Source organism: Pseudomonas sp. EA_5y_Pfl2_R50, from assembly GCF_963970475.1.
In the GTDB taxonomy this organism is placed as follows: Bacteria; Pseudomonadota; Gammaproteobacteria; order Pseudomonadales; family Pseudomonadaceae; genus Aquipseudomonas.
Genome location: NZ_CAXAPT010000011.1, coordinates 1 through 24,402, shown reverse-complemented (window position 1 = coordinate 24,402; position 24,402 = coordinate 1). Strand labels below are relative to the sequence as shown.

Here is a 24,402-nt window from a genome sequence, read left to right as displayed (position 1 = left end):
GAAAAAAGTCAGTCGGTTTCGGCCAGCAGTCTGATCGCGGTCTCGCCGACTTTGCGCACCGCCTCTTCAATCTGCGCTGTCGGTTTGGCAGCGTAGTTCATCCGCAGGCAATTGCGGTACTTGCCCGAGGCGGAAAAGATGCTGCCGACGGCGATTTGTACGCCTTGATCGTGCAAGGCGCGGTTGAGCTTCAAGGTGTCGAAACCATCGGGCAATTCAACCCACAGCATAAAACTCCCCTGCGGACGGCTGGCACGAGTGCCGGCGGGGAAGTAACGAGTGACCCAGTCGATCATCATGTCGCGATTGCGCTGGTATTGCGTGCGCATCCGCCGCAAATGTGGTTCGAAATGACCGGACTTCAGAAATTCGGCAATGGCGATCTGCGGCTGCGGAGCGGTCGACCCGGTGCTGATGTATTTCATGTGCAGCACACGTTCCAGATAACGACCCGGTGCGACCCAGCCAATCCTCAGCCCCGGCGCCAGGGTCTTGGAAAACGAACTGCAGAGCAGCACGCGGCCGTCTTCGTCAAAGGATTTGATCGTGCGCGGACGCGGGTAGGTGTAGGCCAGTTCGCCATACACATCGTCTTCGATGATCGCTACGTCGAAGCGTTGCGCGAGGTTGAGGAGGGCGCGTTTGCGCGACTCCGGCATGATGTAGCCGAGCGGGTTGTTGCAGTTCGGGGTGAGCTGGATGACCTTGATCGGCCATTGCTCCAGCGCCAGTTCCAGCGCTTCGAGGCTGATGCCGGTGAGCGGATCGGTGGGGATTTCCAGGGCTTTCATGCCCAGGCCCTTGAGCGTTTGCATGGCGCCGTGAAAGCTCGGTGAGTCCACCGCAACGATGTCGCCGGGTTCGCAGATCGCGTGGATGCTGGTGGAGAGCGCTTCGTGGCAACCGGTGGTGACCACCAGGTCGCTGGCGCTCAACTGGCAGCCGGAATCGAGCATCAACCGCGCAATCTGCTCGCGCAGTTCGAGGGTGCCGTGGATGTTGTCGTAATACAGGCCGGGCATGTCCTGGCGGCGGCTGATACGGGCGAGGCCGCGCAGTAGCGGTTTCATGGTCGGCGAACTGATGTCGGGCATGCCGCGCCCCAGTTGCACGACGTCCTTGCGCGGTACCGCGCGAATCAATTCCAGCACCTGATCCCACTGCGAAATTTCCACCGGCCGTTGCGCTGGGCGACCCACGGCGGGCAACTCCGGCAGCTCGCGCCCGACCGGGACGAAGTAGCCGGACTTGGGTTTCGGCATGGCCAGGCCACTGTCTTCGAGCATGCGATAAGCCTGCTGCACCGTGCTCAGGCTGACCCCGTGTTCGACGCTCAAGGCGCGCACCGATGGCAGGCGATCACCGGGACGGTAGAAGCCTTGTTCGATGCGCGTGCCGAGCAGTTCGGCGAGGTTTACGTAAAGGGTCATGGCACTGCCTCGATGCGGGTGATCCGTTAAACCAGTACAGATGCAACAAAAATCGACAATTCAGTCTTCAAGGCGGCAAATCTGTATGGAGTTAATACAGGCACTTTGAATCTGTAATGGTTTTGTTCGCCCGCGCATCATGGAATCTCTGGCTACCCAAGTAAACAGGAGAGACAAAAATGAACGGCTTGAGCGATGTGCGGCTGACGTTACACAGTCAGGAACTGGCGGCAGGGCAGAAGGATCGTGCGCGCAATGAGAGCATGCGTAACGCGCCGTCCGGCCTTGGTCGCTGGGGCCTGATGTGGCATCGTCTGTACACGCGCAAGGCGTTGCTGGAATTGACGGCGGACCAGCTCAAGGATGTCGGGCTGACGCGTGAGCAAGCGAGGGAAGAAGGATTGAAGCCGTTCTGGCGGATCTGAGATCTGTATGGTCATTTGTCTCTTCGCGAACAAGCCTGCCCCCACCGTAAAGTGCATTTCAAACTGTGGGTGCGGGCTTGCTCGCGAAGGCGACCTCAGGAACGCTGCAAATACATCAGACCAACTCTTTCATCCGATGCCACAACATCCCCAACGCCAACAGCGGCGAACGCAGATGCTTGCCGCCCGGGAAGGTGATGTGCGGCACCTTGGCAAACAGATCAAAGCCACCGCTGTGCTGCCCGCTGATCGCCTCGGCGAGCAACTTGCCCGCCAGGTGCGTGGCATTCACCCCGTGGCCGGAATAGGCCTGGGCGTAATACACATTCGGCTGGTCCGCGAGCCGACCGATCTGCGGCAAACGGTTCGCACCGATGCCGATCATGCCGCCCCACTGATAATCGATCTTCACGCCAGCCAGTTGCGGGAATACCTGGAGCATCTTCGGCTGCATATACGCGGCGATGTCTTTCGGATCGCGCCCCGAATAATGGCAGGCACCGCCGAACAGCAAGCGCCGATCCGCCGAGAGCCGGTAGTAATCCAGTGCGACTCGCTGATCACAGACCGCCATGTTCTGCGGCAGCAGGTTGTGCGCCTGTTCTTCGCTCAACGGTTCGGTCGCAATGATGTAGCTGCCGGCCGGCAGGACCTTGCCGCTGAGTTGCGGATTCAGATCGTTGAGATAGGCGTTGCAGCCGAGCACCAGTGTCTTCGAACGCACCGAACCTTGGGCAGTATGGACGTTGACTTCCGGGCCATAGTCGATACGCGTCACCGCCGAATGCTCGAACAGTTTCACGCCCAGTTGCTGTGCCGCGGCTGCCTCGCCCAAGGCCAGGTTCAGCGGATGCAGGTGGCCGGAGCCCATGTCGATCAAGCCGCCGACGTAGCGCCCGGAGCCGACCACCGTGTGCATCTCGTTGGCTTGCAGCAAGCGGGTTTCGTAGCGATAGCCGAGGCCGCGCAGTGCTTCGGCGTCTTCGGCGAAACCTTCGAGGTCGGAAGGCTTGTTGGCGAGGTCGCAGTAGCCCCAGGTCAGGTCGCAGGCAATCTGAAAACGCTCGACGCGCTGACGAACGATTTCCACCGCTTCCAGGCCCATCAGTTTCATCTCGCGCACGCCGTCGGTGCCGATGACGTTGGCGAACTGATCGAGGCCGTGACCAACGCCACGAATCAATTGTCCGCCGTTGCGCCCGCTGGCGCCCCAGCCGATCCTGTGCGCTTCCAGCAACACCACGCTGAGGCCGCGTTCAGCCAGTTCCAGCGCTGTGTTGAGCCCCGAAAAGCCTCCACCGACCACGCAAACGTCGGCAACCACCTCACCTTGCAGCGACGGATGGTCCGGCTGCGGCAGGCTGCTGGCGGCGTAATAGGAGGCAACGTGGGGTTGGCTCGCGAAAGTTTGGGCGCGGGCAGTCATAGGCGTCATCCAACGGCTAATGTGTCGAGAAAATTTGACGGAGCATAAGCCGCACGCCGGAACGCGGGCAACACTGGTCGGCCTGCAGTGTCTGGATCACGGATTTTGCGGCACAATTGCCGCCCATTTCCACCGTGGTCAGCGCTTCGATGAGTTGCAACAGCCAGAAAATCCGCACCCTGCGCCAGCAGATTCCTTCGTTCGAGTGCGTGCCCGGCTGCCACGACTGCTGTGGGCCGGTGACCACCTCGCCGGAAGAAATGGCGCGCCTGCCGCGAAAGACCCGCGCCGAGCAGGATGCGGCGATGCAAGAGCTGAACTGTGTGCACCTGGGGCCGAACGGTTGCACGGTGTATGACGAGCGGCCGTTGATTTGTCGGTTGTTCGGCACGACCAAGACCTTGCCTTGCCCGAATGAGCGACGGCCGGTGGAGCTGATTCATCCGCAGGTGGAGAAGCAGATATTCGAATACATGGCGGCGCATCGGCAGGTGCTGGTTTAACGGGTTCACTCGGAGCCGAGTCGACACCTTCGCGAGCAAGCCCGCTCCCACAGGAGAATGCATTCCAAATGTGGGAGCGGGCTTGCTCGCGAAGAGGCCGGGTCAGACAGCGAAAATCTCAGTCTGGAATCGGCAGGCTCAAGCTCTCCTTTACCTCTTCCATCACGATGTAACTCTTCGACTCCCGCACATGCGGCAGCTTCAGCAGAATGTCGCCCAGCAGCTTGCGGTACGAAGCCATCTCGGAAATCCGCGCTTTCACCAGATAGTCGAAATCCCCCGACACCAGATGACACTCCAGCACATGCGGCAACTTCAGCACCGCGCGTCGGAACTCCTCGAAAGTGTCACCGGATTTGTAGTCGAGGCTGATCTCGACAAACACCAGCAAGCTACCCTTCAAATGCTGCGGATTCAGCCGGGCGTTGTAGCCCATGATGATTCCCTCGCGCTCCAGACGTCGCACCCGCTCGGTGCACGGCGTGGTGGAGAGGCCGACCTTTTCGCCGAGCTCGGTAAAGGAAATCCGCCCGTCCGCCTGCAGTATCCGCAGGATGTTGCGGTCGATCTTGTCCAGCTCACGTTTGGTCTGAGTGTTGGTACGCATAGGGGATGCGCCTCCGTGAAAAGGGTTTTTGCCGAGAATTGTCGCCAAATATAGGCGCTTATATAGTGAAAAGCACTGGCATTTCTTTTTTACACTGCGCCCATCATTGCTCTAACAACACAGCTCGGCGAAAAGCCGCGATGAGGGATACAAAATGCGCGTTATGGTCTTGGGTAGCGGCGTCATCGGTACCGCCAGTGCTTACTATCTGGCCCGTGCCGGGTTTGAAGTGGTGGTGGTCGACCGGCAGCCCGCTGCGGCCATGGAGACCAGTTTCGCCAACGCCGGCCAGGTCTCGCCGGGGTACGCCTCGCCGTGGGCCGCGCCGGGCGTGCCGCTCAAGGCGATCAAGTGGCTGCTGCAGCGACACGCCCCTCTCGCGATCAAGGCCACCGCCGACATCGACCAGTACCTGTGGATGGCGCAGATGCTGCGCAACTGCACCGCCAATCGTTACGCGGTGAACAAGGAGCGCATGGTGCGTCTGTCCGAGTACAGCCGCGACTGCCTCGACGAATTGCGCGCCGAAACCGGCATTGCCTACGAAGGCCGCAGCCTCGGTACGACCCAACTGTTCCGCACCCAGGCGCAACTGGATAACGCCGCCAAAGACATTGCCGTGCTGAAAGAATCCGGCGTGCCGTTCGAAGTCCTCGATCGCGCCGGCATTGCCCGTGTCGAGCCAGCGCTGGCGGGTGTCACTGACATCCTCGCCGGCGCCCTGCGCCTGCCGAACGACCAGACTGGCGACTGCCAGATGTTCACCACCCGTCTGGCCGAAATGGCGGAGAAACTCGGTGTCGAATTCCGCTTCGGCCAGGACATCCAGAAACTCGACTACGCCGGTGATCGCATCAACGGCGTGTGGATCGACGGCAAGCTGGAAACCGCCGACCGCTACGTGCTGGCCCTCGGCAGCTACTCGCCGCAACTGCTCAAGCCGCTGGGCATCAAGGCGCCGGTGTATCCGCTCAAGGGTTATTCGCTGACCGTACCGATCACCAACCCGGCGATGGCACCGACGTCGACCATTCTCGACGAGACCTACAAGGTCGCCATCACCCGTTTCGACAACCGCATCCGCGTTGGCGGCATGGCCGAGATCGCCGGTTTTGACCTGTCGCTGAACCCGCGCCGCCGCGAAACCCTGGAGATGATCGTCAACGACCTTTATCCTCAGGGCGGCAATCTGGCCGAGGCGAGCTTCTGGACCGGCCTGCGCCCGACCACGCCGGACGGCACGCCGATCGTGGGTGCCACGCCGTTCAAGAACCTGTTCCTCAACACCGGTCACGGCACGCTCGGTTGGACCATGGCGTGCGGTTCCGGTCGTCTGCTGGCCGATCTGATGGCGAAGAAAAAGCCACAGATCAGCGCCGAAGGCCTCGATATTTCCCGTTACGGCAACAAAACCCAGGAGTCCGCAAAACATGTCAATCCAGCGCCAGCTCACCAATGAGCGCATGAGTCAGATCGTCAGCCATAACGGCACCGTGTATCTGGCCGGGCAGGTCGGCGACGACTTCGACGCCGGGATTGAACAGCAGACGCGCGACGTACTGGCCAATATCGAGCGTTTGCTTGATCTGGCCGGCACTGACAAACAGCATCTGTTGTCGGCAACGATCTACCTGAACGACATCGAAGCGCACTTCGCCGGAATGAACTCGGTGTGGGATCAGTGGCTGCCAAAAGGCGCCGCCCCGGCCCGTGCCACCGTCGAGGCGAAAATGGCCAAGCCGAGCATTCTGGTGGAAATCTCCATCGTCGCCGCGCTGCCGTAACCGTTGTAAAGATCCCTCTCCCGGCGCTGTTGGCGGTTCACGTCGTCAGTCGGCGCCGGTTTTTCTTCCCATGACCGCCTAGAAGTCTGCCGCCATGCGTCCTGCCCGTGCCCTGATCGACCTTCAAGCCCTGCGCCACAACTACCGAATTGCCCGCGAAGTCACCGGCGCCAAGGCGCTTGCGGTGATCAAGGCCGATGCCTATGGGCATGGCGCGGTGCGTTGCGCCCAGGCGCTGGAAGCCGAGGCCGACGGATTTGCCGTCGCTTGCATCGAAGAGGCTTTGGAGCTGCGCGCAGCCGGCATTCGTGCGCCGGTGTTGTTGCTCGAAGGTTTCTTCGAAGCCGATGAGCTGGCGCTGATCGTCGAACATGACTTCTGGTGCGTGGTGCATTCGCTGTGGCAGCTCGAAGCAATTGAGCAGGCGACGCTGAGCAAGCCGATCACCGTGTGGCTGAAGCTCGATTCGGGCATGCACCGCGTTGGCCTGCATCCGAAGGATTATTCGGCGGCCTATCAGCGTCTGCTGGCCAGCGGCAAAGTGGCGAAAATCGTCTTGATGAGCCACTTCGCCCGTGCCGATGAACTGCACGCGCAGAGCAGTACAGAGCAAGTTGCGGTGTTTGAAGCCGCGCGTCAGGGCCTGGCGGCGGAAGTCAGCCTGCGAAATTCCCCCGCCGTGCTTGGCTGGCCGCAGATTCACAGCGACTGGGTACGTCCGGGCATCATGCTCTACGGCGCCACCCCGTTCGAAGAAGCCAACGCCGTCGCCGATCGCCTGCGACCTGTAATGACCCTGGAATCCAAAGTCATCAGCGTGCGCGAACTGCCTGCCGGCGAGCCGGTGGGCTATGGCGCCAGATTCATCACCGACAAGCCGATGCGCGTCGGCGTGGTCGCCATGGGGTACGCCGATGGCTATCCGCGTCAGGCACCGACCGGCACGCCAGCCCTGGTGGCCGGCAAACGCAGCCGTATTCTCGGTCGCGTGTCGATGGACATGCTCTGCATTGATCTGACCGATGTGCCGGAAGCGGGTCTCGGTTCGACCGTCGAGCTGTGGGGCAAAAACATCCTCGCCAGCGACGTGGCGACGTGGGCCGATACCATCCCGTACCAGATCTTCTGCAACTTGCGCCGGGTGCCAAGGCTCTATTCCGAGGGTTGACGCCGCTGCGGGGGCCAAGTGTTGTAAATACTGAACGCTGTCGCCATGATAACGCTCAATATTCTTACAACATCAGGAGGCTCCCGCCTTGGACGTCGGTGAACGACTGCAATCGATCCGCAAGCTCAAAGGGCTTTCCCAGCGTGAACTCGCCAAGCGTGCGGGCGTCACCAACAGCACCATTTCGATGATCGAGAAGAACAGCGTCAGCCCTTCGATCAGTTCGCTAAGGAAGGTTCTGGGCGGGATTCCCATGTCCATGGTCGAGTTCTTTTCCGAAGAAATCCTGCAGGAAATCCCGACCCAGATCGTCTACAAGGCCAACGAGCTGATCGACATTTCCGACGGCGCCGTGACCATGAAGCTGGTCGGCCGCGCGCACCCCAGCCGCGCCATCGCATTCCTCAACGAAATCTACCCGCCGGGTGCCGATACCGGCGAAGAAATGCTCACCCATGAGGGCGAGGAAACCGGAATTCTGGTGGAAGGTCGCCTGGAGCTGGTGGTGGGGCTGGAAACTTTTATTCTCGAAGCCGGCGACAGCTACTACTTTGAAAGTACCAAGCCGCATCGTTTTCGTAATCCGTTCGACTTGCCTGCGCGACTAATCAGCGCAGCCACGCCGGCGAATTTCTAAACCAAGAGGCGCCAAGCCACAACGGCGAAGGCACCCGGACCGTTTTACCGATGCGCTACAAGACCCCTTTAATCATGGGGTTGTTTCAGTGTGGCGGGCTAACCGCTATACTTGCGCCCGCCTGCGAACCGTGGCCGCAGGCGTGAATAGCCACCATTGAGGGTGAACGCGTGAATCTAATTATGAAAATGCTGGCTGCACCAGCAACCGTATTGGCCCTCTGGGCTGTCAGCGCTCAAGCTGCGACGAATGACGACATTGCCGAACGCCTCGAGCCGGTGGGCCAGGTGTGTGTTCAAGGGCAGGAATGCAAAGGGATGGAAGTTGCTGCGACTGCTGGCGGCGGTGGCGCGAAAACCCCTGACGAAGTGATTGCCAAACATTGCAACGCTTGCCACGGCTCCGGCCTGTTGGGCGCGCCGAAAATCGGTGACACCGCTGCCTGGAAAGAGCGCGCGGATCACCAGGGCGGCCTCGACGGTATCCTCGCCAAAGCCATCACCGGTATCAATGCGATGCCAGCGAGAGGCACCTGCGCCGATTGCTCGGATGAAGAGCTAAAAGGTGCAATCGAGAAAATGTCCGGCCTGAAATAAGGCGAGCCTCTGACAAAAAACCGTCTTCGGACGGTTTTTTTGTGCCTGCGATTTGCGCCTGAGGCTGTTCATTGCAGCAAAGTAGCGGCAAGCTCGGTCTACCTCTATTCACGGAACGGGCAGGAGGCTTCAGATGGTGCAGTTGTGTTCGATCGAACAGGCAGTGGACGACGTGCTGGCACGCTTGCCGGCACACATCCACATGGGCATGCCGTTGGGACTGGGCAAACCCAATCACTTCGTCAACGCACTGTACCGGCGCGTCAAAGGTTTGCCCGAGCGGCAACTGACGATCTACACCGCGCTGTGCCTCGGCCGCCCGAGTCTGGGCGACGGTTTGCAGAAGCGCTTCATCGAACCCTTCGTCGAGCGCGTGTTTGGCGACTACCCGGAATTCGATTTCCTCGCTGACCTGCACCGCGACAGCCTGCCTGCCAACATCCGTATCGAACAGTTCTTCATGCAGCCCGGCAGTCTGCTCAACAGCGCGCCGGCCCAGCAGGACTATGTCAGCAGCAACTACAGCCACGCCGCCCGCGACATCAACGCCGCCGGGCTGAACCTGGTGGCGCAATTACTCGCCAGCAGCAGCGAGCATCCGGATCGTCTGAGCCTCAGTTGCAACCCTGACATCACCCTCGACCTGTTGCCGATGATCGCCACGCGCCGCGACGCCGGCGAAACGATTTTGCTGGTCGGCCAGGTGCACACTGACCTGCCGTACATGCCCGGTGATGCCGAAGTCGACATCGACACCTTTGACCTGCTGATCGACGAAAAGGACAGCAGCACGCTGTTTTCCACGCCGAACATGCCCGTAGGTTTTCAGGATCATTTCATCGGTCTGCACGCCAGCACTCTGGTGCGCGATGGTGGCACGTTGCAGATCGGTATCGGCTCGATGGGCGATGCGCTGACCGCAGCGCTGCTGGCGCGGCAGGCGGATAACGCCGGTTATCGAGCCTTGCTGGATGACATCAACCTCAGCCAGTGGGCGCAGTTGATCGCGCGCGAAGGCGGCACCGCACCGTTCGCCAAAGGTCTTTACGGTTGCAGCGAAATGTTCGTCAACGGCCTGCTGGTGCTGGCAGATGCCGGGATCATCCGGCGCAAGGTCTACCCCGATATACCGACTCAGGAGCAGGCCAACGCCGGCACCCTCGACGAGGCCGCGCAGCCTGACGGCATCTCCGTGCACGGTGGCTTCTTCCTCGGCCCGCGCAGTTTCTACGAGCGACTGCGCGAGTTGCCGCAGAGCAAACGCCTCGAATTCAACATGACCCGCATCAGCTATATCAACGAACTGTACGGGCAGGAAGCGCTCAAGCGTTTGCAGCGCCTCGATGCGCGTTTCATCAACACGGTGTTCACCATGACTCTGCTCGGGGCTGGCGTGGCCGATCAACTGGAAGACGGGCGCGTACTCAGCGGTGTCGGCGGGCAGTACAACTTCGTGGCGCAGGGGCATGCATTGCATGATGCGCGGTCGATTCTGATTTTGCGCAGTTGGCGTGAGTCCGGTGGCGAGGTCAGTTCCAACATCGTTTGGGAATACGGTCATTGCACGATCCCGCGGCATCTGCGCGATATCGTCGTGACCGAGTACGGCATCGCTGATCTTCGCGGCAAGTCTGACGCTGTGGTGATCGAGTCGCTGCTCAATATCAGCGATTCGCGCTTTCAGCCGGGGCTCATCGAACAGGCGCAAAAGGTCGGTAAACTGCCGAAGGATTTCCGCCTCGATCCACGATTTACTGACAATACACCGCAGCGCTTGCAGGCGATTGCCGCGCGGCATGCGAACCTGTTTCCGGAGTATCCGTTGGGCTGTGATTTCACCGTGATCGAGCGCGATCTGTTGCGCGCACTTAACTGGCTGAAGAGCAAGTTCAAACTGACCGAGATTCTGGAACTGGGCAAAGCAGCCCTCGATGCCCCCGAGCCATCGCTATACCCCGAACACCTTGAGCGCATGCAACTCACCAACCCGGAAGGCCTGAAAGAAGACCTCTTCCAGCGCCTGCTCCTCACCGGTCTCAAAGCCACCACCCAATAACTGCCGCCCCCAGAACCCATTGTGGGAGCGGGCTTGCTCGCGAAAGCGGTGCATCATTCGAGAAAAATATCGACTGACACGATGCCTTCGCGAGCAAGCCCGCTCCCACAGGGGTAATGACCCACAGGGTATTGCGAGGTGACGGGTTACTCGATGAAGGTGACGACGCCGCCAGTCAGCGATTTCACGCGCGCCAGCGACTCAACGCGATAGCCCTGCGCATCCAGTTCGGCGCGGCCACCCTGGAACGATTTCTCGATCACGATGCCCAGACCGGCCACCGTGGCGCCAGCCTGCTTGATGATCGAGATCAGCGCTTGCGACGCCTTACCGTTGGCCAGGAAGTCGTCGATGATCAGCACGCGGTCGCTGCTGGTCAGGTGGCGCGGGGAGATGGCCACTGTGCTTTCGGTCTTCTTGGTGAACGAGTAAACGGTTGCCGACAGCAGGTTTTCGGTCAGGGTCAGGGACTGTTGCTTGCGAGCGAAGATCACCGGAACGCCGAGGTTCAGACCGGTCATGATCGCCGGGGCGATGCCTGAGGCTTCGATGGTGACGATCTTGGTAATGCCCGAATCCTTGAACAGCGTGGCGAATTCGTCGCCGATCAGCTTCATCAGGGCCGGGTCGATCTGGTGGTTCAGGAAGGCGTCGACCTTCAGGACCTGGTCGGAAAGCACAATGCCTTGTTCGCGGATTTTCTGGTGCAATGCTTCCATGAAGCTGTCCTCATTTGGCGCTTTGTGCGCCGAAGGTCTAGTAAAAAGGGGTCAATTCTAGCGCTTTAACATCGCGCGTATATCGGCCAATGCGTTGTTGCCGCGCACGGCTTTGACTTCGGTCGGTGTGTCGTCGTTACCTTCCCACGCCAAGTCGTCCGGCGGCAGCTCATCGAGGAAGCGGCTGGGCGCGCAGTCGATGATCTCGCCGTACTGCTTGCGCTTGGCGGCGAAGGTGAAGGCCAGGGTCTGGCGCGCGCGGGTGATGCCCACGTAGGCCAGGCGGCGTTCTTCTTCGATGGTGTCGGCTTCGATGCTGGAACGGTGCGGGAGGATTTCCTCTTCCATGCCCATGATGAACACGTAGGGGAATTCCAGGCCCTTGGACGCGTGCAGCGTCATCATCTGCACGCCTTCGGCGCCGTCCTCTTCTTCCTGCTGACGTTCGAGCATGTCGCGCAGCACCAGTTTGCCGATGGCGTCCTCGACTGTCATTTCGCCTTCTTCATCCTTTTCGAGGGTGTTTTTCAACGCCTCGATGAGGAACCAGACGTTGCCCATCCGGTAATCGGCAGCCTTGTCGCTGGAGCTGTTGGTGCGCAGCCAGTTCTCGTAGTCGATGTCCATGACCATGCTGCGCAGCGCCGAGATCGGGTCTTCACCGGCGCACTGCTCACGGACCTTGTCCATGAAACGCTTGAAGCGCGCCAGGCGATCGGTGAAGCGGCTGTCCAGATGTTCACCCAGACCGATTTCGTCGGTGGCGGCGTACATCGAGATCTTGCGTTCGGTGGCGTAGTTGCCGAGTTTTTCCAGGGTGGTCGAGCCGATTTCACGGCGCGGCACGTTGATCACCCGCAGGAAGGCATTGTCGTCGTCCGGGTTCACGATCAGGCGGAAGTAGGCCATCAGGTCCTTCACTTCCTGGCGGCCGAAGAAACTGTTGCCGCCGCTCAGTCGGTACGGCACCTGATGGTGCTGCAACTTCAGTTCGATCAGCTTGGCCTGATAGTTACCGCGATAGAGAATCGCGAAATCGCTGTAGGGGCGGTCGGTGCGCAGGTGCAGGCTGAGGATTTCCATGGCCACGCGCTCGGCTTCGGCGTCCTCGTTGCGGCAGCGGATCACGCGGATCTCGTCACCGTGGCCCATCTCACTCCATAGCTGCTTTTCGAATTCGTGCGGGTTGTTCGAGATCAGCACGTTGGCGCAGCGCAGAATGCGGCTCGTCGAGCGGTAGTTCTGCTCGAGCATCACCACTTTCAGCGATGGATAGTCGTCCTTGAGCAGCATCAGGTTTTCCGGCCGCGCGCCACGCCAGGCGTAGATCGACTGGTCGTCGTCGCCCACTACGGTGAACTGGTTGCGCTTGCCGATGAGCATTTTCACCAGCAGGTACTGGCTGGCGTTGGTGTCCTGGTATTCGTCGACGAGCAGATAACGCACCTTGTTCTGCCACTTTTCGAGAATGTCGGCGTGCTCCTCGAAGAGTTTTACCGGCAGCAGGATCAGGTCGTCGAAGTCCACCGCGTTGAACGCTTTGAGTGTTCGCTGATAGTGGGTGTAGACGATGGCGGCGGTCTGTTCCTTGGGATTGCGCGCGTTCTCCAGCGCCTGAGGCGGCAGGATCAGGTCGTTTTTCCAGGCGCCGATCATGTTCTTGATCTCGTCGACGCCGTCGTCGCCCGCGTATTCCTTCTGCATGATGTCGGTCATCAGCGCTTTGACATCCGTCTCGTCAAAGATCGAGAAGCCGGGCTTGTAGCCCAGCCGCACGTGTTCCTTGCGGATGATGTTCAGGCCCAGATTGTGGAAGGTGCAGACCGTCAGGCCGCGACCTTCGCCGGCGCGCAGCAGGGTGCCGACCCGCTCTTTCATCTCGCGCGCGGCCTTGTTGGTAAAGGTCATGGCGACGATGTACTGGGCGCGAATGCCGCAATTCTGGATCAGGTGCGCGATCTTGCGCGTGATCACGCTGGTCTTGCCGGAGCCAGCACCGGCGAGCACCAATAGAGGGCCGCCGACGTAGTTCACGGCTTCTTGCTGCCGGGGATTGAGTCGGGACATACGAAAATTCGGGAGTCGTTGACGAAATGGGCCGGCATTTTAACAGGCTCAGCGATTTGTGCTGCTCTGTCCGACTTGTGACGTACCACGCGATTCAAATTTGCCGGTTTTGTTACTTTCACGCAGGATGCGCGGTGATTTTGCGGCTAATGTTCTCATCCGTGACACAAAATAACGTTTCGATAACTGTTGTCATTTGGCCATTGGTCACAGCAACGGCATAATGCCCGCCGCCCACATCATTGCAGAGTCTAGGGAGCTAGCTTGTCTACGCCTGTCGAACCCTTGCGTTTGCTGCTACTGGCCGAAGAGCCAGCGTGGACAGCGTTATTGCGCGAGTGTCTGGCTCCGATGGGGAGCGCGGCGGTGCTGATCAGCGCGCCGAGCTGGGAGTCGGTCAGCAGTTTGTTCGAAGACAATCGCCACGCGGTGTTGTTGACCCTTCCGGCGTTGCAACCGGCACCGGGCCGTTGCAGCTTGCCGACGGTGTTGCTGCTGGAGCACGAACCGGAAACGGCGCCCGTGGGCGTCAGTGACTGGCTGGTGTTCGACGCCCTCGACGCCGGCATGCTGCGCCGTTGCCTGCGCCATGTACGCGAGCGCGGTGTCCTTGAAAACACCCTGCTACGCCTGGCCGAACAGGACCCGCTGACCGGCATCGCCAACCGTCAGGGGTTCCAGACCTTGCTCGCCGCGCGCCTCGCCGAAAACGACGGTCGTGGCCTGGCGTTGGGGCATCTCGATCTCGACAATTTTCGCCACGCCAACGATGCCCTCGGCCATCAGGCCGGCGACCGTCTGATCCTGCAAGTCGTCGCGCGGCTGAAAAGCCAGCTTGAGGTCGGCGATCAACTGGCGCGGCTGGGCAGCGACGAATTTGCCCTGCTGATTGACACCCGCCGTGCGCCGCAACGCGCCGAGTGGATGGCCGAGCGCATCACCGAGGCCTTGTCCGAACCGTATTGGGTCGATGGCGAAAGCCTGCTGATCGGCTCCAGCCTTGGCATCGCCCATGCCCGCGCGCAGGGCGGCGCCGACCCGTTGATGTGGCACGCGCACATCGCCATGCAGCAGGCCAAGAGCACCCAGGGCTGCACCTTTCACATCTTCAACGAACGCATCAACCGTAACGCGCGAAGCATGGCCGACCTCGAAAGCGAGCTGCGCCGGGCGTTGCGTCGCGATGAGCTGGAGCTGCATTACCAGCCACGCCTGAATCTTGAGGACGGCCAGATTGTCGGCCTCGAAGCCCTGGTGCGCTGGCGCCACGGTGAACGCGGTCTGTTGCCGCCAAGCGAGTTCGTGCCATTGGCCGAGCAGAGCGGTTTGATCGTGCCGCTGGGTTACTGGGTGATTTCCCGGGCGCTGCGCGACATGCAGGCGCTGCGCGAGCGCGGGCTGCCGGCGTTGCACATGGCGATCAACCTGTCGTTCCGCCAGTTTCAGGACAGCCAGTTGTTGCCGACGCTCAGTCGTTTGATCGCCGAACGTGGCGTAGAGGCGCAATGGCTGGAATTCGAACTGACCGAAACCGCGGTGATGCGCCGCAGCGATCTGGTCAAGCAGACCATGGACGCCCTGGGGCGCCTCGGCGTGCGCTTTTCGCTGGATGATTTCGGCACCGGGTTCTCGTCGTTCGTGCACCTCAACAGCCTGCCGATCACCTTGCTGAAGATCGACAAGAGCTTTGTCGGTGGCATGGAACAGCGTGAAGAGAATCGCAAGCTGGTGCACGCGATGATCAATCTTGCGCACAACCTGCATCTGGAAGTGGTGGCGGAAGGGGTCGAGACGCCGGAGCAACTGGAACTGCTGCGCGGGTTTGGTTGCGATCAGGTGCAGGGTTATCTGATCAGCCGACCGTTGCCGTTGGCGGAACTGGTTGAGTACCTGACCTTCGGCGCGGGCCAGCAGCCAGCCCTCGAAATCGTCAACTGAGCACCCTCTGCGGGCTGCCTTGAACCCGCTCCCACAGGCGGGATCTCAGTCAGTCTGAGGAACTGTGAATGGCGTGGATGACGCAGGCTCCAGCCGAATCATCCGTTTCATCTTCCATTCAAACGCCAGCGTCAGGCTCACAGCCGCACACGCCAGCCCCAGCGCCAGACCCCACCAGACGCCCGTCGGCCCCCAGTTCAAGTGAAACGCCATCCACCACGCTGCCGGTGCGCCGATCAGCCAATAGCAGCCGAGCCCGACCAGAAACGTGGTCTTCGCATCCTTGAGGCCACGGATGCAGCCCATGGCAATCGTCTGCGTGCCGTCGAACAGTTCGAACCACGCGGCCACGGCCAACAGGCTGACCGCTAAACGGATCACCTCGGCAAACGCCGGATCGTTGTGGTCGAGGAACAGGCCCACCAACTGGTTCGGCAGCAACCAGAACACCATGGCGAAACCCAGCATCACCACCGCGCCAAACACGATCCCGACCCGCCCGGACATCCGCGCATCGTTCAATTGCCCGGCGCCATAATGCTGGCCGACGCGCATGGTGATCGCGTAGGACATCCCTGCCGGAACCATGAACGCCACCGAGACGATTTGCAGGGCGATCTGGTGCGCGCCCAACTGCGTGCTGCCCATGGTGCCCATGCACAGCGCCGCGAACGCGAACAATCCGACTTCCACCGCGTAGGTGCCGCCAATCGGCAGGCCGAGTCGCCACAGTTCTTTCAGGTATTGCCGGTTCGGCCGCGACAGGCCCGCGCGCAACGGATATGCGTCATAGGCAGGGTGCCGGCGGATATGCCAGGCCAATGCCAGCGCCATGCAGTTGGCGACAATCGCCGTGACCAGACCAATGCCCATCAGCCCGAGTTTCGGCACACCGAACATGCCAGTAATCAGCGCGTAATTGAGCAGGAAGTTGGCCACGGTGCCGGCCAGGCTGATGACCATCACCGGTGTCGCCCGGCCAATTGCACTGGTGAAACCGCGCAGGGCCATAAAGCTCAGGTAGCCGGGCAGGGCGAAGGGCAGGGCGATCAGGAATTGCCCGGCCGCGTTGACGTTGGTTTCAGTCTGGCCAAACAACAGCAACACCGGTTTCAGGTTCCACAGCAGCAACCCGGCGCCCAGCGCCATCAGCCACGCCAGCCACAAGCCGGCCTGGGTCAGCCGCGCTGCGCCAATGATGTCGCCGGCACCTTTGCGAATCGCCACCAGCGTGCCGACCGCCGCGATCACACCGATGCAGAAAATTGACACGAACGAATAGCTTGCCGCGCCGAGGCCGCCACCGGCCAGCGCTTCGGGACTCAGGCGCGCCATCATCAAGGTGTCAGTCAGCACCATCAACATGTGCGCCAACTGTGAAGCGATCAACGGCCCTGCCAGCCGCAGAATGGCCCAGAGTTCGGTACGCACAGATTGTTGCATGGTCATCACCACTCGATTTCAGAGGGAACAGGAGACCGTCGATTCTCAGCGCTTGGGCGGCATTGCACAAAGGGATAAAAAGGATGGGTGGCATGATTAAAACTCATCCTGTGTGGATTCTGCTAAGTTGGCCGCATCCCGCCACAGGAGCTTTGTGCATGTCTCGTCGACTTCCTCCGTTGTATGCCCTGCGCGCATTTGAAGCGGCGGCACGGCACAGCTCTTTCACGCGCGCGGCGGAGGAGTTATCGATTACCCAGAGTGCGGTCAGCCGGCACATTCGCACGCTCGAGGATCATTTTGCCTGCCGCCTGTTTCATCGCAGCGGGCGTAATCTGCAACTCACCGAATCGGCGCGCCTGCTGTTGCCGGGCATTCGCGAAGGCTTCGCCGCCCTTGAGCGGGCCTGCAATACCCTGCGCGCCGAGGACGACATCCTGCGCATGAAAGCGCCGTCGACCCTGACCATGCGCTGGCTGCTGGCCCGGCTCAGTCGCTTCCGCCATTTGCAGCCGGGCAATGAAGTGCAACTGACCAGCGCCTGGATGGACGTTGACTCGGTGGATTTCAACCATGAACCGTTCGACTGTGCGGTGCTGCTGAGCGACGGGCATTTTCCGCCGGACTGGGAGGCCAGCCTGTTGTTCCCCGAAGAGCTGATCCCGGTGGGGGCGCCGAACTTGCTGAACGATCAGCCGTGGGATGTGGCGCGGCTGGCTGCCGCCGAATTATTGCACCCGACCCCGGATCGTCGTGACTGGCGTAGTTGGCTGGAACACATGGGGTTGTCCGGGCAGGTTTCGCTCAAGGGCGGACAGGTGTTCGATACCCTTGAACTGGGGATGATCGCGGCGGCACGCGGCTACGGGGTGTCGATGGGCGATCTGTTGATGGTTGCCGAAGATGTGGCGCAGGGACGTTTGAGTCTTCCATGGCCGACCGCCGTCGCCAGCGGACTGAATTATTATCTGGTGTGGCCAAAAACCCGTCCGGGAGGTGAACGTTTGCGCCGTCTCAGCGACTTCCTGCAAGGCGAAGTCCGTGCGATGGAGTTGCCGGCGGTTGCGCGCTTGAGCTGAAACGTTCGAGCCTCCACAATGCCGGCCTTGTGCCATAACCTTGTTTTCCGCTCAAGTATTTGGATCCACCGCCGAATACGTGCTTGTGGAACCGTCGTGCCGGTCTCCACGATTCACCCCCACTATTAGAAAATTATCCGAGTCGAGATCAAGGAGGATCACATGGCTCGGCCAGGAGCTGTCCATGTCTCAACCTCGCGCTCGGATCGCCTCGCAGCTGGGCCTCGCGCTCGCTGTGATACTGGCGATTGTCATCAGTGGCAGTACGGTGTTCGCCCTGCGTTCGCTGGACTCCGCCAACCTCGCCACACGTGAAGAGCATCTGGCCAGTGAGGCGCGGCTGCTGGCCGACCAACTGAGCACCTTCCACGGCACGCTGCGTGAAAGCACCCAGCGCCTGAGCGGTTTGTTCGAGAAGCGCTTCAGCACCGGCCTGAGCATTCACCCGGATGAACCGGTGAGCGTCGCCGGTACCCAGACGCCGGGCCTGCATCTGGGCAGCGAAGTGTTGAACAACAACTTCAAGGAAGTCGACGAGTTCAAGCAGATGACCGCGGGCGTCGCCACGCTGTTCGTGCGCAGCGGCGAAGACTTTGTGCGGGTCAGCACCTCCCTGACCAAACAGGACGGCGCCCGCGCCATCGGCACTTTGCTCGATCATGGCCACCCTGCCTACGCCAGGTTGATGGCGGGGCAAAGCTACGTCGGTCGCGCCTTGTTGTTCGAGCGCTCCTACATGACCCAGTACACCCCGGTGCGCGATGGTAGCGGCAAGGTGATTGCGGTGCTGTTCGTCGGCTTCGATTACACCGACGCGCAGAACGCCCAGTTCGATAACCTCAAGCGTTTCCGCATTGGCCAGACTGGCTCCCTGGCGCTGCTCGATGAGCAGAGCAAATGGCTGGTTGCGCCGGCGGGCGTGCAGGCACTGGATCAGGCGATTCCAGTGATCACGGGTCTGGCGAAGACGCCGGGCAAAGGCCAGTTCTGGGAGGACAAGTCCGAAGATTTCTACAGCGTTGCCGTGCCGTTCGACGGCGGCCCGTGGTCGGTGGTGGCGAGCATGCCGAAAGCCGAGATTCGCGCGGTGACCTGGAGCGTCGGCACGCAATTGGCCATTGGCAGCCTGCTGGCGATGCTGTTGGCGGTGGGGTCCGTGGTCTGGTTGCTGCGCAGCAAACTGGCGCCACTGAGCGATCTGGTACGTCAGGCCGAAGCCTTGGGCGCCGGTGATCTGAGCGTGCGTCTGAACGTGTCGAGCAATGACGAAATCGGTCAGTTGTCCCGCGCGTTCAACCAGATGAGCCAGGCATTGTCGACCATGGTCGAGCACATTCGCCGCTCTTCGGAAGAGGTCAACAGCCGAGCCCAGGCCCTGTCCGGTTTGTCTGGCGGTGCCTATGAAGGCATGGAGCAGCAGTCCGGTGAAATCACCAGCATGGCCGGCGCGGTGGAAGAGTTCAGCGCGACCTCGCTGAACATCGCCGACAACATGGGCGCGACCCAGCGTCTGGCGCAGGAAAACGCTCAGCAGACGCAGATCGGGCGCAGCTCGATGGAAGAAGCGTCGTCCTCGCTGGAGCAAATTGCTGGCGCCCTGAACAGCACCGCCACCGTGATCAATACCCTCGGCCAGCGTTCCCAGGAAATTGGCGGCATTGTCGGTGTGATCACCTCGATTGCCGAGCAGACCAACCTGTTGGCGCTCAACGCTGCAATCGAAGCGGCCCGTGCCGGTGAGCAAGGTCGCGGTTTTGCCGTGGTAGCGGATGAAGTGCGCAGCCTGGCCTCGCGTACCCGTCAGGCGACGGATGAAATTTCCAGCATGATCCACAGCATCCAGCAGGAAACCGGCAACGCGATCAGCACCATGGAGCAGGGCAATGTGCTGATGCAGGAAGGTTTGTCGCGCAACGCCAACGTCGCTTCGGCGCTGGCGCGCATTGATGAGCAGAGCCGTTCGGCGGGGCAGCAGTTTGCTGCGATTACCACGGCCACTCAGGAGCAGAGCAGCACCGCAACGTTGCTGAGCAGTAACCTGCAAAGCATTGCGCTGGCCAACAGTGAGCAGCGTGAAGTGGTGTCGAACCTGGCGGTGACGGCTAAAGAGCTGGAGAAGCTGGCGGCGGATTTGCGTTCCGAGGTTGATCGGTTTCGTTGATACGCCTTTGAAATAGCTTCGCGAGCAGGCTCGCTCCCACAGTTTCCGGTGCAAATCACAGATTTTGTGAAGACCCGGATTCCCTGCGGGAGCGAGCCTGCTCGCGAATGCATCAATGAAGATCTGCGGCAGGACATGCCACCGATTGATCCAATACACTTGCTGAAACGTTTCCGCAGCGCTATAAAAATGGCACAACTCCAATAAAAGGCTGCTGCCATGACCCCGCTCAAACTCGCCGTCGCCCTCGGCGCATTCACTGCTGCTTCCCATGCCATGGCCTGGGATTACGTCCTTCTCGATGCCAGCAAGCCCGCGCAAAACTGGACCATCACCAGTGCGCAGCTCGGCGTGAAAACCGACAAACCCTTCTCCGTGAGCCTGCGTACCTTGCACGGAGGGCGGCAGGAAGGTGTCAGCGTCGTCGATATCGATAACGGCACGATGAAACTCTCGGTGGTGCCGACCCGAGGCATGAATGTCTTGCAGGCCTCTGTCGGCAACGTGCGCATGGGGTGGGATTCGCCGGTCAAGGAAGTGGTCAACCCGGCCTTCATCGAACTCAACGGACGCGGTGGGCTGGGCTGGCTGGAAGGGTTCAATGAACTGGTGACCCGCTGCGGGTACGAGTGGGTCGGCCATCCCGGCATGGACAACGGCGAACTGCTGACCTTGCACGGTCGCGCCGCCAACATCCCGGCCAGCACCGTGACGTTGCACATTGACGAAAAACCACCCTACGCCATCAGTCTGCGCGGCGAGCTGAAGGAACAGGCCTTCAAGAAAGTCGACTTCTCGGTCGTCACTGAGTTGGTCACCGAGCCCGGCAGCGTGCGTTTTGCACTCAACGACACTCTGACCAACAACGGCGACTATCCGAAGGAATATCAGGCGCTGTATCACAGCAATTTCAGTACGCCGTTCCTCGAGCAGGGCGCCCGATTTGCCGCGCCGGTGAAACAGGTATCGCCGTTCAACGACAAGGCCAAGGGCGATCTGGCTGACTGGCAGACTTATCGCGCGCCGACCAAGGACTACGACGAAACGGTCTACAACGTCGTGCCCTATGCCGACGGCAAAGGTGAAACCCTGACCGTTCTGCACAACAAGGCCGGTAGTCTCGGCGTCTCCGTCGGCTTCAATACCCAGCAGTTGCCGGTGTTTTCCCTGTGGAAAAACACTGACACCCAAGGCCAGGGCTATGTCACGGGACTGGAGCCGGGCACCAGTTTTTCCTACAACCGCCGCTATCAGCGTCCGCTGAATCTGGTGCCGACCATTGCGCCGAAGGCCAGCCAACAGTTCCAGATCAGCTACAGCCTGCTGGCAGACAAGGGCGCTGTGGACAACGCGTTGAAGCGCGTGACCGAGATTCAGGCCGGACGCGAAACTGAAGTGCGGCAGACGCCGCTGGTGGATCTGACCGAGCATTAAGGTGTCGCCGGCCGATACTGCAGCGCTTCGGCCAAGTGCTCACGGCTGATTGCATCGACCTGCTCAAGGTCGGCCAGGGTTCGGGCGACTTTGAGCAGGCGATGCGCTGAGCGCAGCGACAACGTCAGCCGCTCGCAAGCTGATTCAAGCCACGTTTCATCGGCTGTGGATAACTTGCAGTGGTGCTTCAATCCCGGCAGATCGAGAAACGCATTGGCGCAGCCTTGGCGCTTTTGCTGGCGCTCGCGTGCCTCGGCCACCAAGGCTGCCGCGCTGGCACTGTCTTCTCCCGGTTTTACCTGCGGGTTCAACGCCGTCGCTTCCCGCGCCACCGTCAGGTGCAAATCGATCCGGTCCAGCAACGGCCCCGAGAGCTTGTTGCGATAACGCTGCACCATATCCGGCGTGCAGGAGCAGCGCCCGGTCGGCTCGCCAAGATATCCACAAGGGCAGGGATTCATCGCCGCCACCAACTGGAAGCGCGCCGGAAAGCGCACACGATCCTTGGCTCGGGAAATCACGATATGCCCTGACTCCAAGGGCTCGCGTAAAACCTCCAATACCTTGCGATCAAACTCCGGCAGCTCATCGAGAAACAGCACGCCGTGGTGGGCGAGGGTGATCTCGCCGGGTTGCGGTTTTGAACTGCCGCCGACCAGTGCCGGCCCGGATGCGGAGTGGTGCGGTTGACGGAAGGGACGCTGCGGCCAATGAGTCAGCGGTGCGCCACTGGCGACTGACTGAATCGCCGCCACTTCAAGTGCCTCACTTTCGGCCAGCGGCGGCAACAGCCCCGGCAGGCGACTCGCCAACAATGTCTTACCCGTCCCAGGTGGCCCGCTGAACAACAAGTTATGCGCACCCGCAGCAGCAATCAGCAACGCCCGTTTCGCCGCCACTTGCCCCTGCACTTCATTCAAGTCGGGATAAGGCTTGCTGGCGTGCATCAACCCGTCGGAGACATAGGGTTCAACCGGCGTATGCCCATTGAAATGCGCCACCGCCTCCAGCAAATGATCCACCGCAAACACCTTCAACCCCGAGGCCAGGCACGCCTCCTCGGCATTCGCCCGCGGCACCACCAGCGCGCGACCCGCCTTGCGTGCAGCCAATGCCGCTGGCAACACCCCGCGCACCGGCCGCACCGCACCGGACAACGCCAGCTCACCGAGGCACTCCACTTCATCCAGCGTCAGACACGGCACCTGCACACTCGCCGACAGAATCCCCAGAGCAATCGCCAGATCAAACCGCCCGCCGTCCTTGGGCAGATCCGCCGGCGCCAGATTCAAGGTGATCCGCCGCGCCGGAAACTGCAGCCCGGAATTGATGATCGCGCTTCGCACCCGATCCTTGCTCTCCTTCACCGCCGCCTCGGGCAGCCCGACCATGGTCAGCGACGGCAGGCCGTTGGCCAGATGGACTTCGACGGTGACAGCGGGGGCTTCCACGCCTATCTGGGCGCGACTGTGGACGATTGAGAGGGACATGGTCGTTCCTTGAGTTGAATCGGGGGCCGCTTCCTGCGGGTTTTTGAAGGGTAGTTGAGCCGGGTTTCAGTGCTGGAATAGAGGTTTACAAGACGTATCAAAACCCAATGGCGCGGCACTGCTTCCCTGAATTGGAGCGTAGACTCTCGACCGGCATTGACGGATCATTCCGTTCGAGGACTGCAACTGCGCATTCGTCGGGACTGGGCACCAGCAAAAGCTCCCCCGCATTTTTGGCAGCAGAGAAAGCTGGTTTCTCTGAAGTAGTGACGACGGGCTAGCCTGTCGGATTCTGAACCCAAGGCCGTAAAGCCAGGAGCTAAAGAATCGCTGCGACTACTCCTCCAAACACAAAAAGGCGTCCTATGGACGCCTTTTTATTTTTGACTCAGGATCTTCTACCGGCCAGCGGGCCGCTTGGCTCAAGCTCTGGCCCACATGTAACAGCAACTTCAATAAATCGCCGTTGGTTGGCTGACATATCCCCAGCCAACCGGAGTGCTTCGAGATGTAATTCAACAATCTGAAGAAGCTTTGCCTTTCGCTTTTTTGGGCTCATACGCACCTCGTGCGATTGGGTTGTTGATTTCGATGTTATTGACCGTCCACAGAAATGACAAGCCGGTTGGCCTGGTCGAATTCGAACCCCAGTTTCCGGTAGTAAAAAACAACATTCGGATTAGGATCCTGAATCTCGATTTCTTTGCATCCTAGCGCTCGCGCATAGTGATCTGCGACAAGCAGAGCAATCGGCGCGATCCTGCCGCGAAGCGGATGCGCCCTATCCGGATGCCCTTCCAACAGAACAATCTTTAAGCAGATAGAGCTTGCGCGCGGGGTCGCATAGCACATGCCGCAAAGAATCTGTTTGTACCATATCGCCAAATCCAGACCTTTCGCATCTTTACTTTTCCAGTCTGCAACGTCATCCCAAGGGAAAATTGTTGGCCCCTCCCAGAGTAAGTATTGCTTTATCGCTGCTGGGGTAATCGGCTCAAACTTGACCGCTGCTGCATCAATATTTGGGATTCTCGGGGCAATGTCCTTGAGAAAGAATTTGTAGGCGATCTTTCGCGAGTTTGATCTGAATGTCTGGTCACGAAGATCCGTCGCTTTGCCTTTTCTTCTCATTGTTTTCATCTGTTTGGATCTGGTCGCAGAAGATAGCCAGCAGAGAGGGGGCAGCGAAATCAGACGTGGGGGACGCGTTTTGTAGGACGTTACTTCTGTGAGTGGAGGATGTCGGAGGAGGGGGGTGGAGATAACGAAGACACAAAAAAGGTCATTTCAGTGGTATCGCTGAAATGACCTTTGAATCGCCCCGGATTCTCTAGACACCTTGCAAGCTCATTGCGTAACGCTTTTCAAACTCTACCGGTGACAGCTGATTGTTGAAACCATGGCGGCGTTTTACGTTGTAGAACATCTCGATGTAATCA

At 60.4% G+C, this 24,402-nt stretch carries 21 protein-coding genes; 12 read left to right on the top strand and 9 right to left on the bottom strand.

What is annotated here, in order from left to right:
• Positions 1-8 precede the first annotated feature (8 nt).
• Positions 9-1,430 carry an aminotransferase-like domain-containing protein gene (locus tag AACY19_RS18975; RefSeq protein ID WP_339452849.1) on the bottom strand — a complete coding sequence of 474 codons (1,422 nt, stop codon included), beginning with the start codon at positions 1,428-1,430 and terminating at the stop codon, positions 9-11.
• Between the two features lie 179 nt (positions 1,431-1,609).
• On the opposite strand from AACY19_RS18975, the gene AACY19_RS18970 reads away from it, so the two are divergent.
• Complete coding sequence (locus AACY19_RS18970) at positions 1,610-1,855, top strand: DUF1127 domain-containing protein (RefSeq protein ID WP_339452848.1); 246 nt, start codon at positions 1,610-1,612, stop codon at positions 1,853-1,855.
• Positions 1,856-1,970: 115 nt separating this feature from the next.
• On the opposite strand, the gene AACY19_RS18965 is transcribed toward AACY19_RS18970, so the two are convergent.
• Entirely contained in the window at positions 1,971-3,281 is a 1,311-nt protein-coding gene (locus AACY19_RS18965) for an NAD(P)/FAD-dependent oxidoreductase (protein ID WP_339452846.1), read from the bottom strand.
• A gap of 149 nt (positions 3,282-3,430) precedes the next feature.
• Here AACY19_RS18965 and AACY19_RS18960 point away from each other — a divergent pair, with 149 nt between their 5' ends.
• Positions 3,431-3,784 carry a YkgJ family cysteine cluster protein gene (locus AACY19_RS18960; RefSeq protein ID WP_339453169.1) on the top strand — a complete coding sequence of 118 codons (354 nt, stop codon included), beginning with the start codon at positions 3,431-3,433 and terminating at the stop codon, positions 3,782-3,784.
• A 118-nt stretch (positions 3,785-3,902) separates the two neighbouring features.
• Here the strand turns inward: AACY19_RS18960 and AACY19_RS18955 are convergent, their stop codons facing one another.
• Positions 3,903-4,391: an Lrp/AsnC ligand binding domain-containing protein gene (locus tag AACY19_RS18955; protein WP_003177284.1), complete on the bottom strand. Its 489-nt coding sequence runs from the start codon at positions 4,389-4,391 to the stop codon at positions 3,903-3,905.
• Between the two features lie 154 nt (positions 4,392-4,545).
• Between AACY19_RS18955 and dadA the strand changes: the two genes are divergently transcribed.
• The 6 genes from dadA to AACY19_RS18925 all read left to right on the top strand — a co-directional run bounded on the left by dadA (position 4,546) and on the right by AACY19_RS18925 (position 10,632).
• Positions 4,546-5,850, top strand: coding sequence for a D-amino acid dehydrogenase (gene dadA, locus AACY19_RS18950; protein ID WP_339452843.1), 1,305 nt, complete (start codon positions 4,546-4,548; stop codon positions 5,848-5,850).
• Positions 5,822-6,175, top strand: a complete 354-nt coding sequence (locus AACY19_RS18945) for a RidA family protein (RefSeq protein WP_034152045.1) — start codon at positions 5,822-5,824, stop codon at positions 6,173-6,175. The genes dadA and AACY19_RS18945 overlap by 29 nt, the downstream gene beginning before the upstream one ends.
• Before the next feature lie 94 nt (positions 6,176-6,269).
• The gene (alr, locus tag AACY19_RS18940; protein ID WP_339452840.1) at positions 6,270-7,343 is read left to right on the top strand and encodes an alanine racemase; all 1,074 of its coding nucleotides are present in this window, start codon (positions 6,270-6,272) and stop codon (positions 7,341-7,343) included.
• 88 nt (positions 7,344-7,431) lie between these two features.
• Positions 7,432-7,980 carry a cupin domain-containing protein gene (locus tag AACY19_RS18935; protein WP_025112726.1) on the top strand — a complete coding sequence of 183 codons (549 nt, stop codon included), beginning with the start codon at positions 7,432-7,434 and terminating at the stop codon, positions 7,978-7,980.
• A gap of 182 nt (positions 7,981-8,162) precedes the next feature.
• Entirely contained in the window at positions 8,163-8,576 is a 414-nt protein-coding gene (locus AACY19_RS18930; protein ID WP_339453167.1) for a c-type cytochrome, read from the top strand.
• A gap of 133 nt (positions 8,577-8,709) precedes the next feature.
• Positions 8,710-10,632, top strand: a complete 1,923-nt coding sequence (locus AACY19_RS18925) for an acetyl-CoA hydrolase/transferase C-terminal domain-containing protein (protein WP_339452837.1) — start codon at positions 8,710-8,712, stop codon at positions 10,630-10,632.
• A 146-nt stretch (positions 10,633-10,778) separates the two neighbouring features.
• On the opposite strand, the gene AACY19_RS18920 is transcribed toward AACY19_RS18925, so the two are convergent.
• Positions 10,779-11,351: a xanthine phosphoribosyltransferase gene (locus AACY19_RS18920; RefSeq protein ID WP_339452835.1), complete on the bottom strand. Its 573-nt coding sequence runs from the start codon at positions 11,349-11,351 to the stop codon at positions 10,779-10,781.
• Positions 11,352-11,408: 57 nt separating this feature from the next.
• Positions 11,409-13,418 (bottom strand): DNA helicase Rep, encoded by a 2,010-nt coding sequence (gene rep / locus AACY19_RS18915; RefSeq protein WP_339452833.1) that lies wholly within the window; start codon positions 13,416-13,418, stop codon positions 11,409-11,411.
• A 264-nt stretch (positions 13,419-13,682) separates the two neighbouring features.
• Between rep and AACY19_RS18910 the strand changes: the two genes are divergently transcribed.
• Complete coding sequence (locus AACY19_RS18910; RefSeq protein ID WP_339452831.1) at positions 13,683-15,356, top strand: putative bifunctional diguanylate cyclase/phosphodiesterase; 1,674 nt, start codon at positions 13,683-13,685, stop codon at positions 15,354-15,356.
• A 45-nt stretch (positions 15,357-15,401) separates the two neighbouring features.
• On the opposite strand, the gene AACY19_RS18905 is transcribed toward AACY19_RS18910, so the two are convergent.
• Positions 15,402-16,799 (bottom strand): NorM family multidrug efflux MATE transporter, encoded by a 1,398-nt coding sequence (locus AACY19_RS18905; protein WP_445262317.1) that lies wholly within the window; start codon positions 16,797-16,799, stop codon positions 15,402-15,404.
• 158 nt (positions 16,800-16,957) lie between these two features.
• Here AACY19_RS18905 and AACY19_RS18900 point away from each other — a divergent pair, with 158 nt between their 5' ends.
• The 3 genes from AACY19_RS18900 to AACY19_RS18890 all read left to right on the top strand — a co-directional run bounded on the left by AACY19_RS18900 (position 16,958) and on the right by AACY19_RS18890 (position 21,473).
• On the top strand, positions 16,958-17,878 hold the full coding sequence (locus AACY19_RS18900; protein ID WP_339452827.1) for a LysR substrate-binding domain-containing protein: 921 nt from the start codon (positions 16,958-16,960) through the stop codon (positions 17,876-17,878).
• Positions 17,879-18,062: 184 nt separating this feature from the next.
• On the top strand, positions 18,063-20,039 hold the full coding sequence (locus tag AACY19_RS18895) for a methyl-accepting chemotaxis protein (RefSeq protein WP_339452825.1): 1,977 nt from the start codon (positions 18,063-18,065) through the stop codon (positions 20,037-20,039).
• A gap of 219 nt (positions 20,040-20,258) precedes the next feature.
• A complete protein-coding gene (locus tag AACY19_RS18890) occupies positions 20,259-21,473 on the top strand; it encodes an aldose 1-epimerase family protein (protein WP_339452823.1) in 1,215 nt (404 codons plus the stop codon).
• On the opposite strand, the gene AACY19_RS18885 is transcribed toward AACY19_RS18890, so the two are convergent.
• The 3 genes from AACY19_RS18885 to AACY19_RS18875 all read right to left on the bottom strand — a co-directional run.
• A complete protein-coding gene (locus AACY19_RS18885) occupies positions 21,470-22,963 on the bottom strand; it encodes a YifB family Mg chelatase-like AAA ATPase (RefSeq protein WP_339452821.1) in 1,494 nt (497 codons plus the stop codon). The genes AACY19_RS18890 and AACY19_RS18885 overlap by 4 nt on opposite strands.
• Positions 22,964-23,557: 594 nt before the next feature.
• Positions 23,558-24,103 carry an N-acetyltransferase gene (locus AACY19_RS18880; protein WP_339452819.1) on the bottom strand — a complete coding sequence of 182 codons (546 nt, stop codon included), beginning with the start codon at positions 24,101-24,103 and terminating at the stop codon, positions 23,558-23,560.
• Between the two features lie 190 nt (positions 24,104-24,293).
• The coding region (locus AACY19_RS18875; protein WP_146427598.1) for an IS3 family transposase at positions 24,294-24,402 on the bottom strand (109 nt) is incomplete at its 5' end.

What these genes read in the sequence shown, in the direction of transcription:
- AACY19_RS18960 (WP_339453169.1), top strand. Translation starts at nt 3,431, where the DNA reads ATGAGTTGCAACAGCCAGAAAATCCGCACCCTGCGCCAGCAGATTCCT.
- dadA (WP_339452843.1), top strand. Translation starts at nt 4,546, where the DNA reads ATGCGCGTTATGGTCTTGGGTAGCGGCGTCATCGGTACCGCCAGTGCT.
- AACY19_RS18920 (WP_339452835.1), bottom strand. Translation starts at nt 11,351, where the DNA reads ATGGAAGCATTGCACCAGAAAATCCGCGAACAAGGCATTGTGCTTTCC.
- AACY19_RS18885 (WP_339452821.1), bottom strand. Translation starts at nt 22,963, where the DNA reads ATGTCCCTCTCAATCGTCCACAGTCGCGCCCAGATAGGCGTGGAAGCC.
- AACY19_RS18975 (WP_339452849.1), bottom strand. Translation starts at nt 1,430, where the DNA reads ATGACCCTTTACGTAAACCTCGCCGAACTGCTCGGCACGCGCATCGAA.
- AACY19_RS18965 (WP_339452846.1), bottom strand. Translation starts at nt 3,281, where the DNA reads ATGACTGCCCGCGCCCAAACTTTCGCGAGCCAACCCCACGTTGCCTCC.
- AACY19_RS18905 (WP_445262317.1), bottom strand. Translation starts at nt 16,799, where the DNA reads ATGCAACAATCTGTGCGTACCGAACTCTGGGCCATTCTGCGGCTGGCA.
- AACY19_RS18955 (WP_003177284.1), bottom strand. Translation starts at nt 4,391, where the DNA reads ATGCGTACCAACACTCAGACCAAACGTGAGCTGGACAAGATCGACCGC.
- AACY19_RS18890 (WP_339452823.1), top strand. Translation starts at nt 20,259, where the DNA reads ATGACCCCGCTCAAACTCGCCGTCGCCCTCGGCGCATTCACTGCTGCT.
- AACY19_RS18900 (WP_339452827.1), top strand. Translation starts at nt 16,958, where the DNA reads ATGTCTCGTCGACTTCCTCCGTTGTATGCCCTGCGCGCATTTGAAGCG.
- AACY19_RS18925 (WP_339452837.1), top strand. Translation starts at nt 8,710, where the DNA reads ATGGTGCAGTTGTGTTCGATCGAACAGGCAGTGGACGACGTGCTGGCA.
- AACY19_RS18930 (WP_339453167.1), top strand. Translation starts at nt 8,163, where the DNA reads ATGAAAATGCTGGCTGCACCAGCAACCGTATTGGCCCTCTGGGCTGTC.
- AACY19_RS18895 (WP_339452825.1), top strand. Translation starts at nt 18,063, where the DNA reads ATGTCTCAACCTCGCGCTCGGATCGCCTCGCAGCTGGGCCTCGCGCTC.
- AACY19_RS18880 (WP_339452819.1), bottom strand. Translation starts at nt 24,103, where the DNA reads ATGAAAACAATGAGAAGAAAAGGCAAAGCGACGGATCTTCGTGACCAG.
- alr (WP_339452840.1), top strand. Translation starts at nt 6,270, where the DNA reads ATGCGTCCTGCCCGTGCCCTGATCGACCTTCAAGCCCTGCGCCACAAC.
- AACY19_RS18945 (WP_034152045.1), top strand. Translation starts at nt 5,822, where the DNA reads ATGTCAATCCAGCGCCAGCTCACCAATGAGCGCATGAGTCAGATCGTC.
- rep (WP_339452833.1), bottom strand. Translation starts at nt 13,418, where the DNA reads ATGTCCCGACTCAATCCCCGGCAGCAAGAAGCCGTGAACTACGTCGGC.
- AACY19_RS18970 (WP_339452848.1), top strand. Translation starts at nt 1,610, where the DNA reads ATGAACGGCTTGAGCGATGTGCGGCTGACGTTACACAGTCAGGAACTG.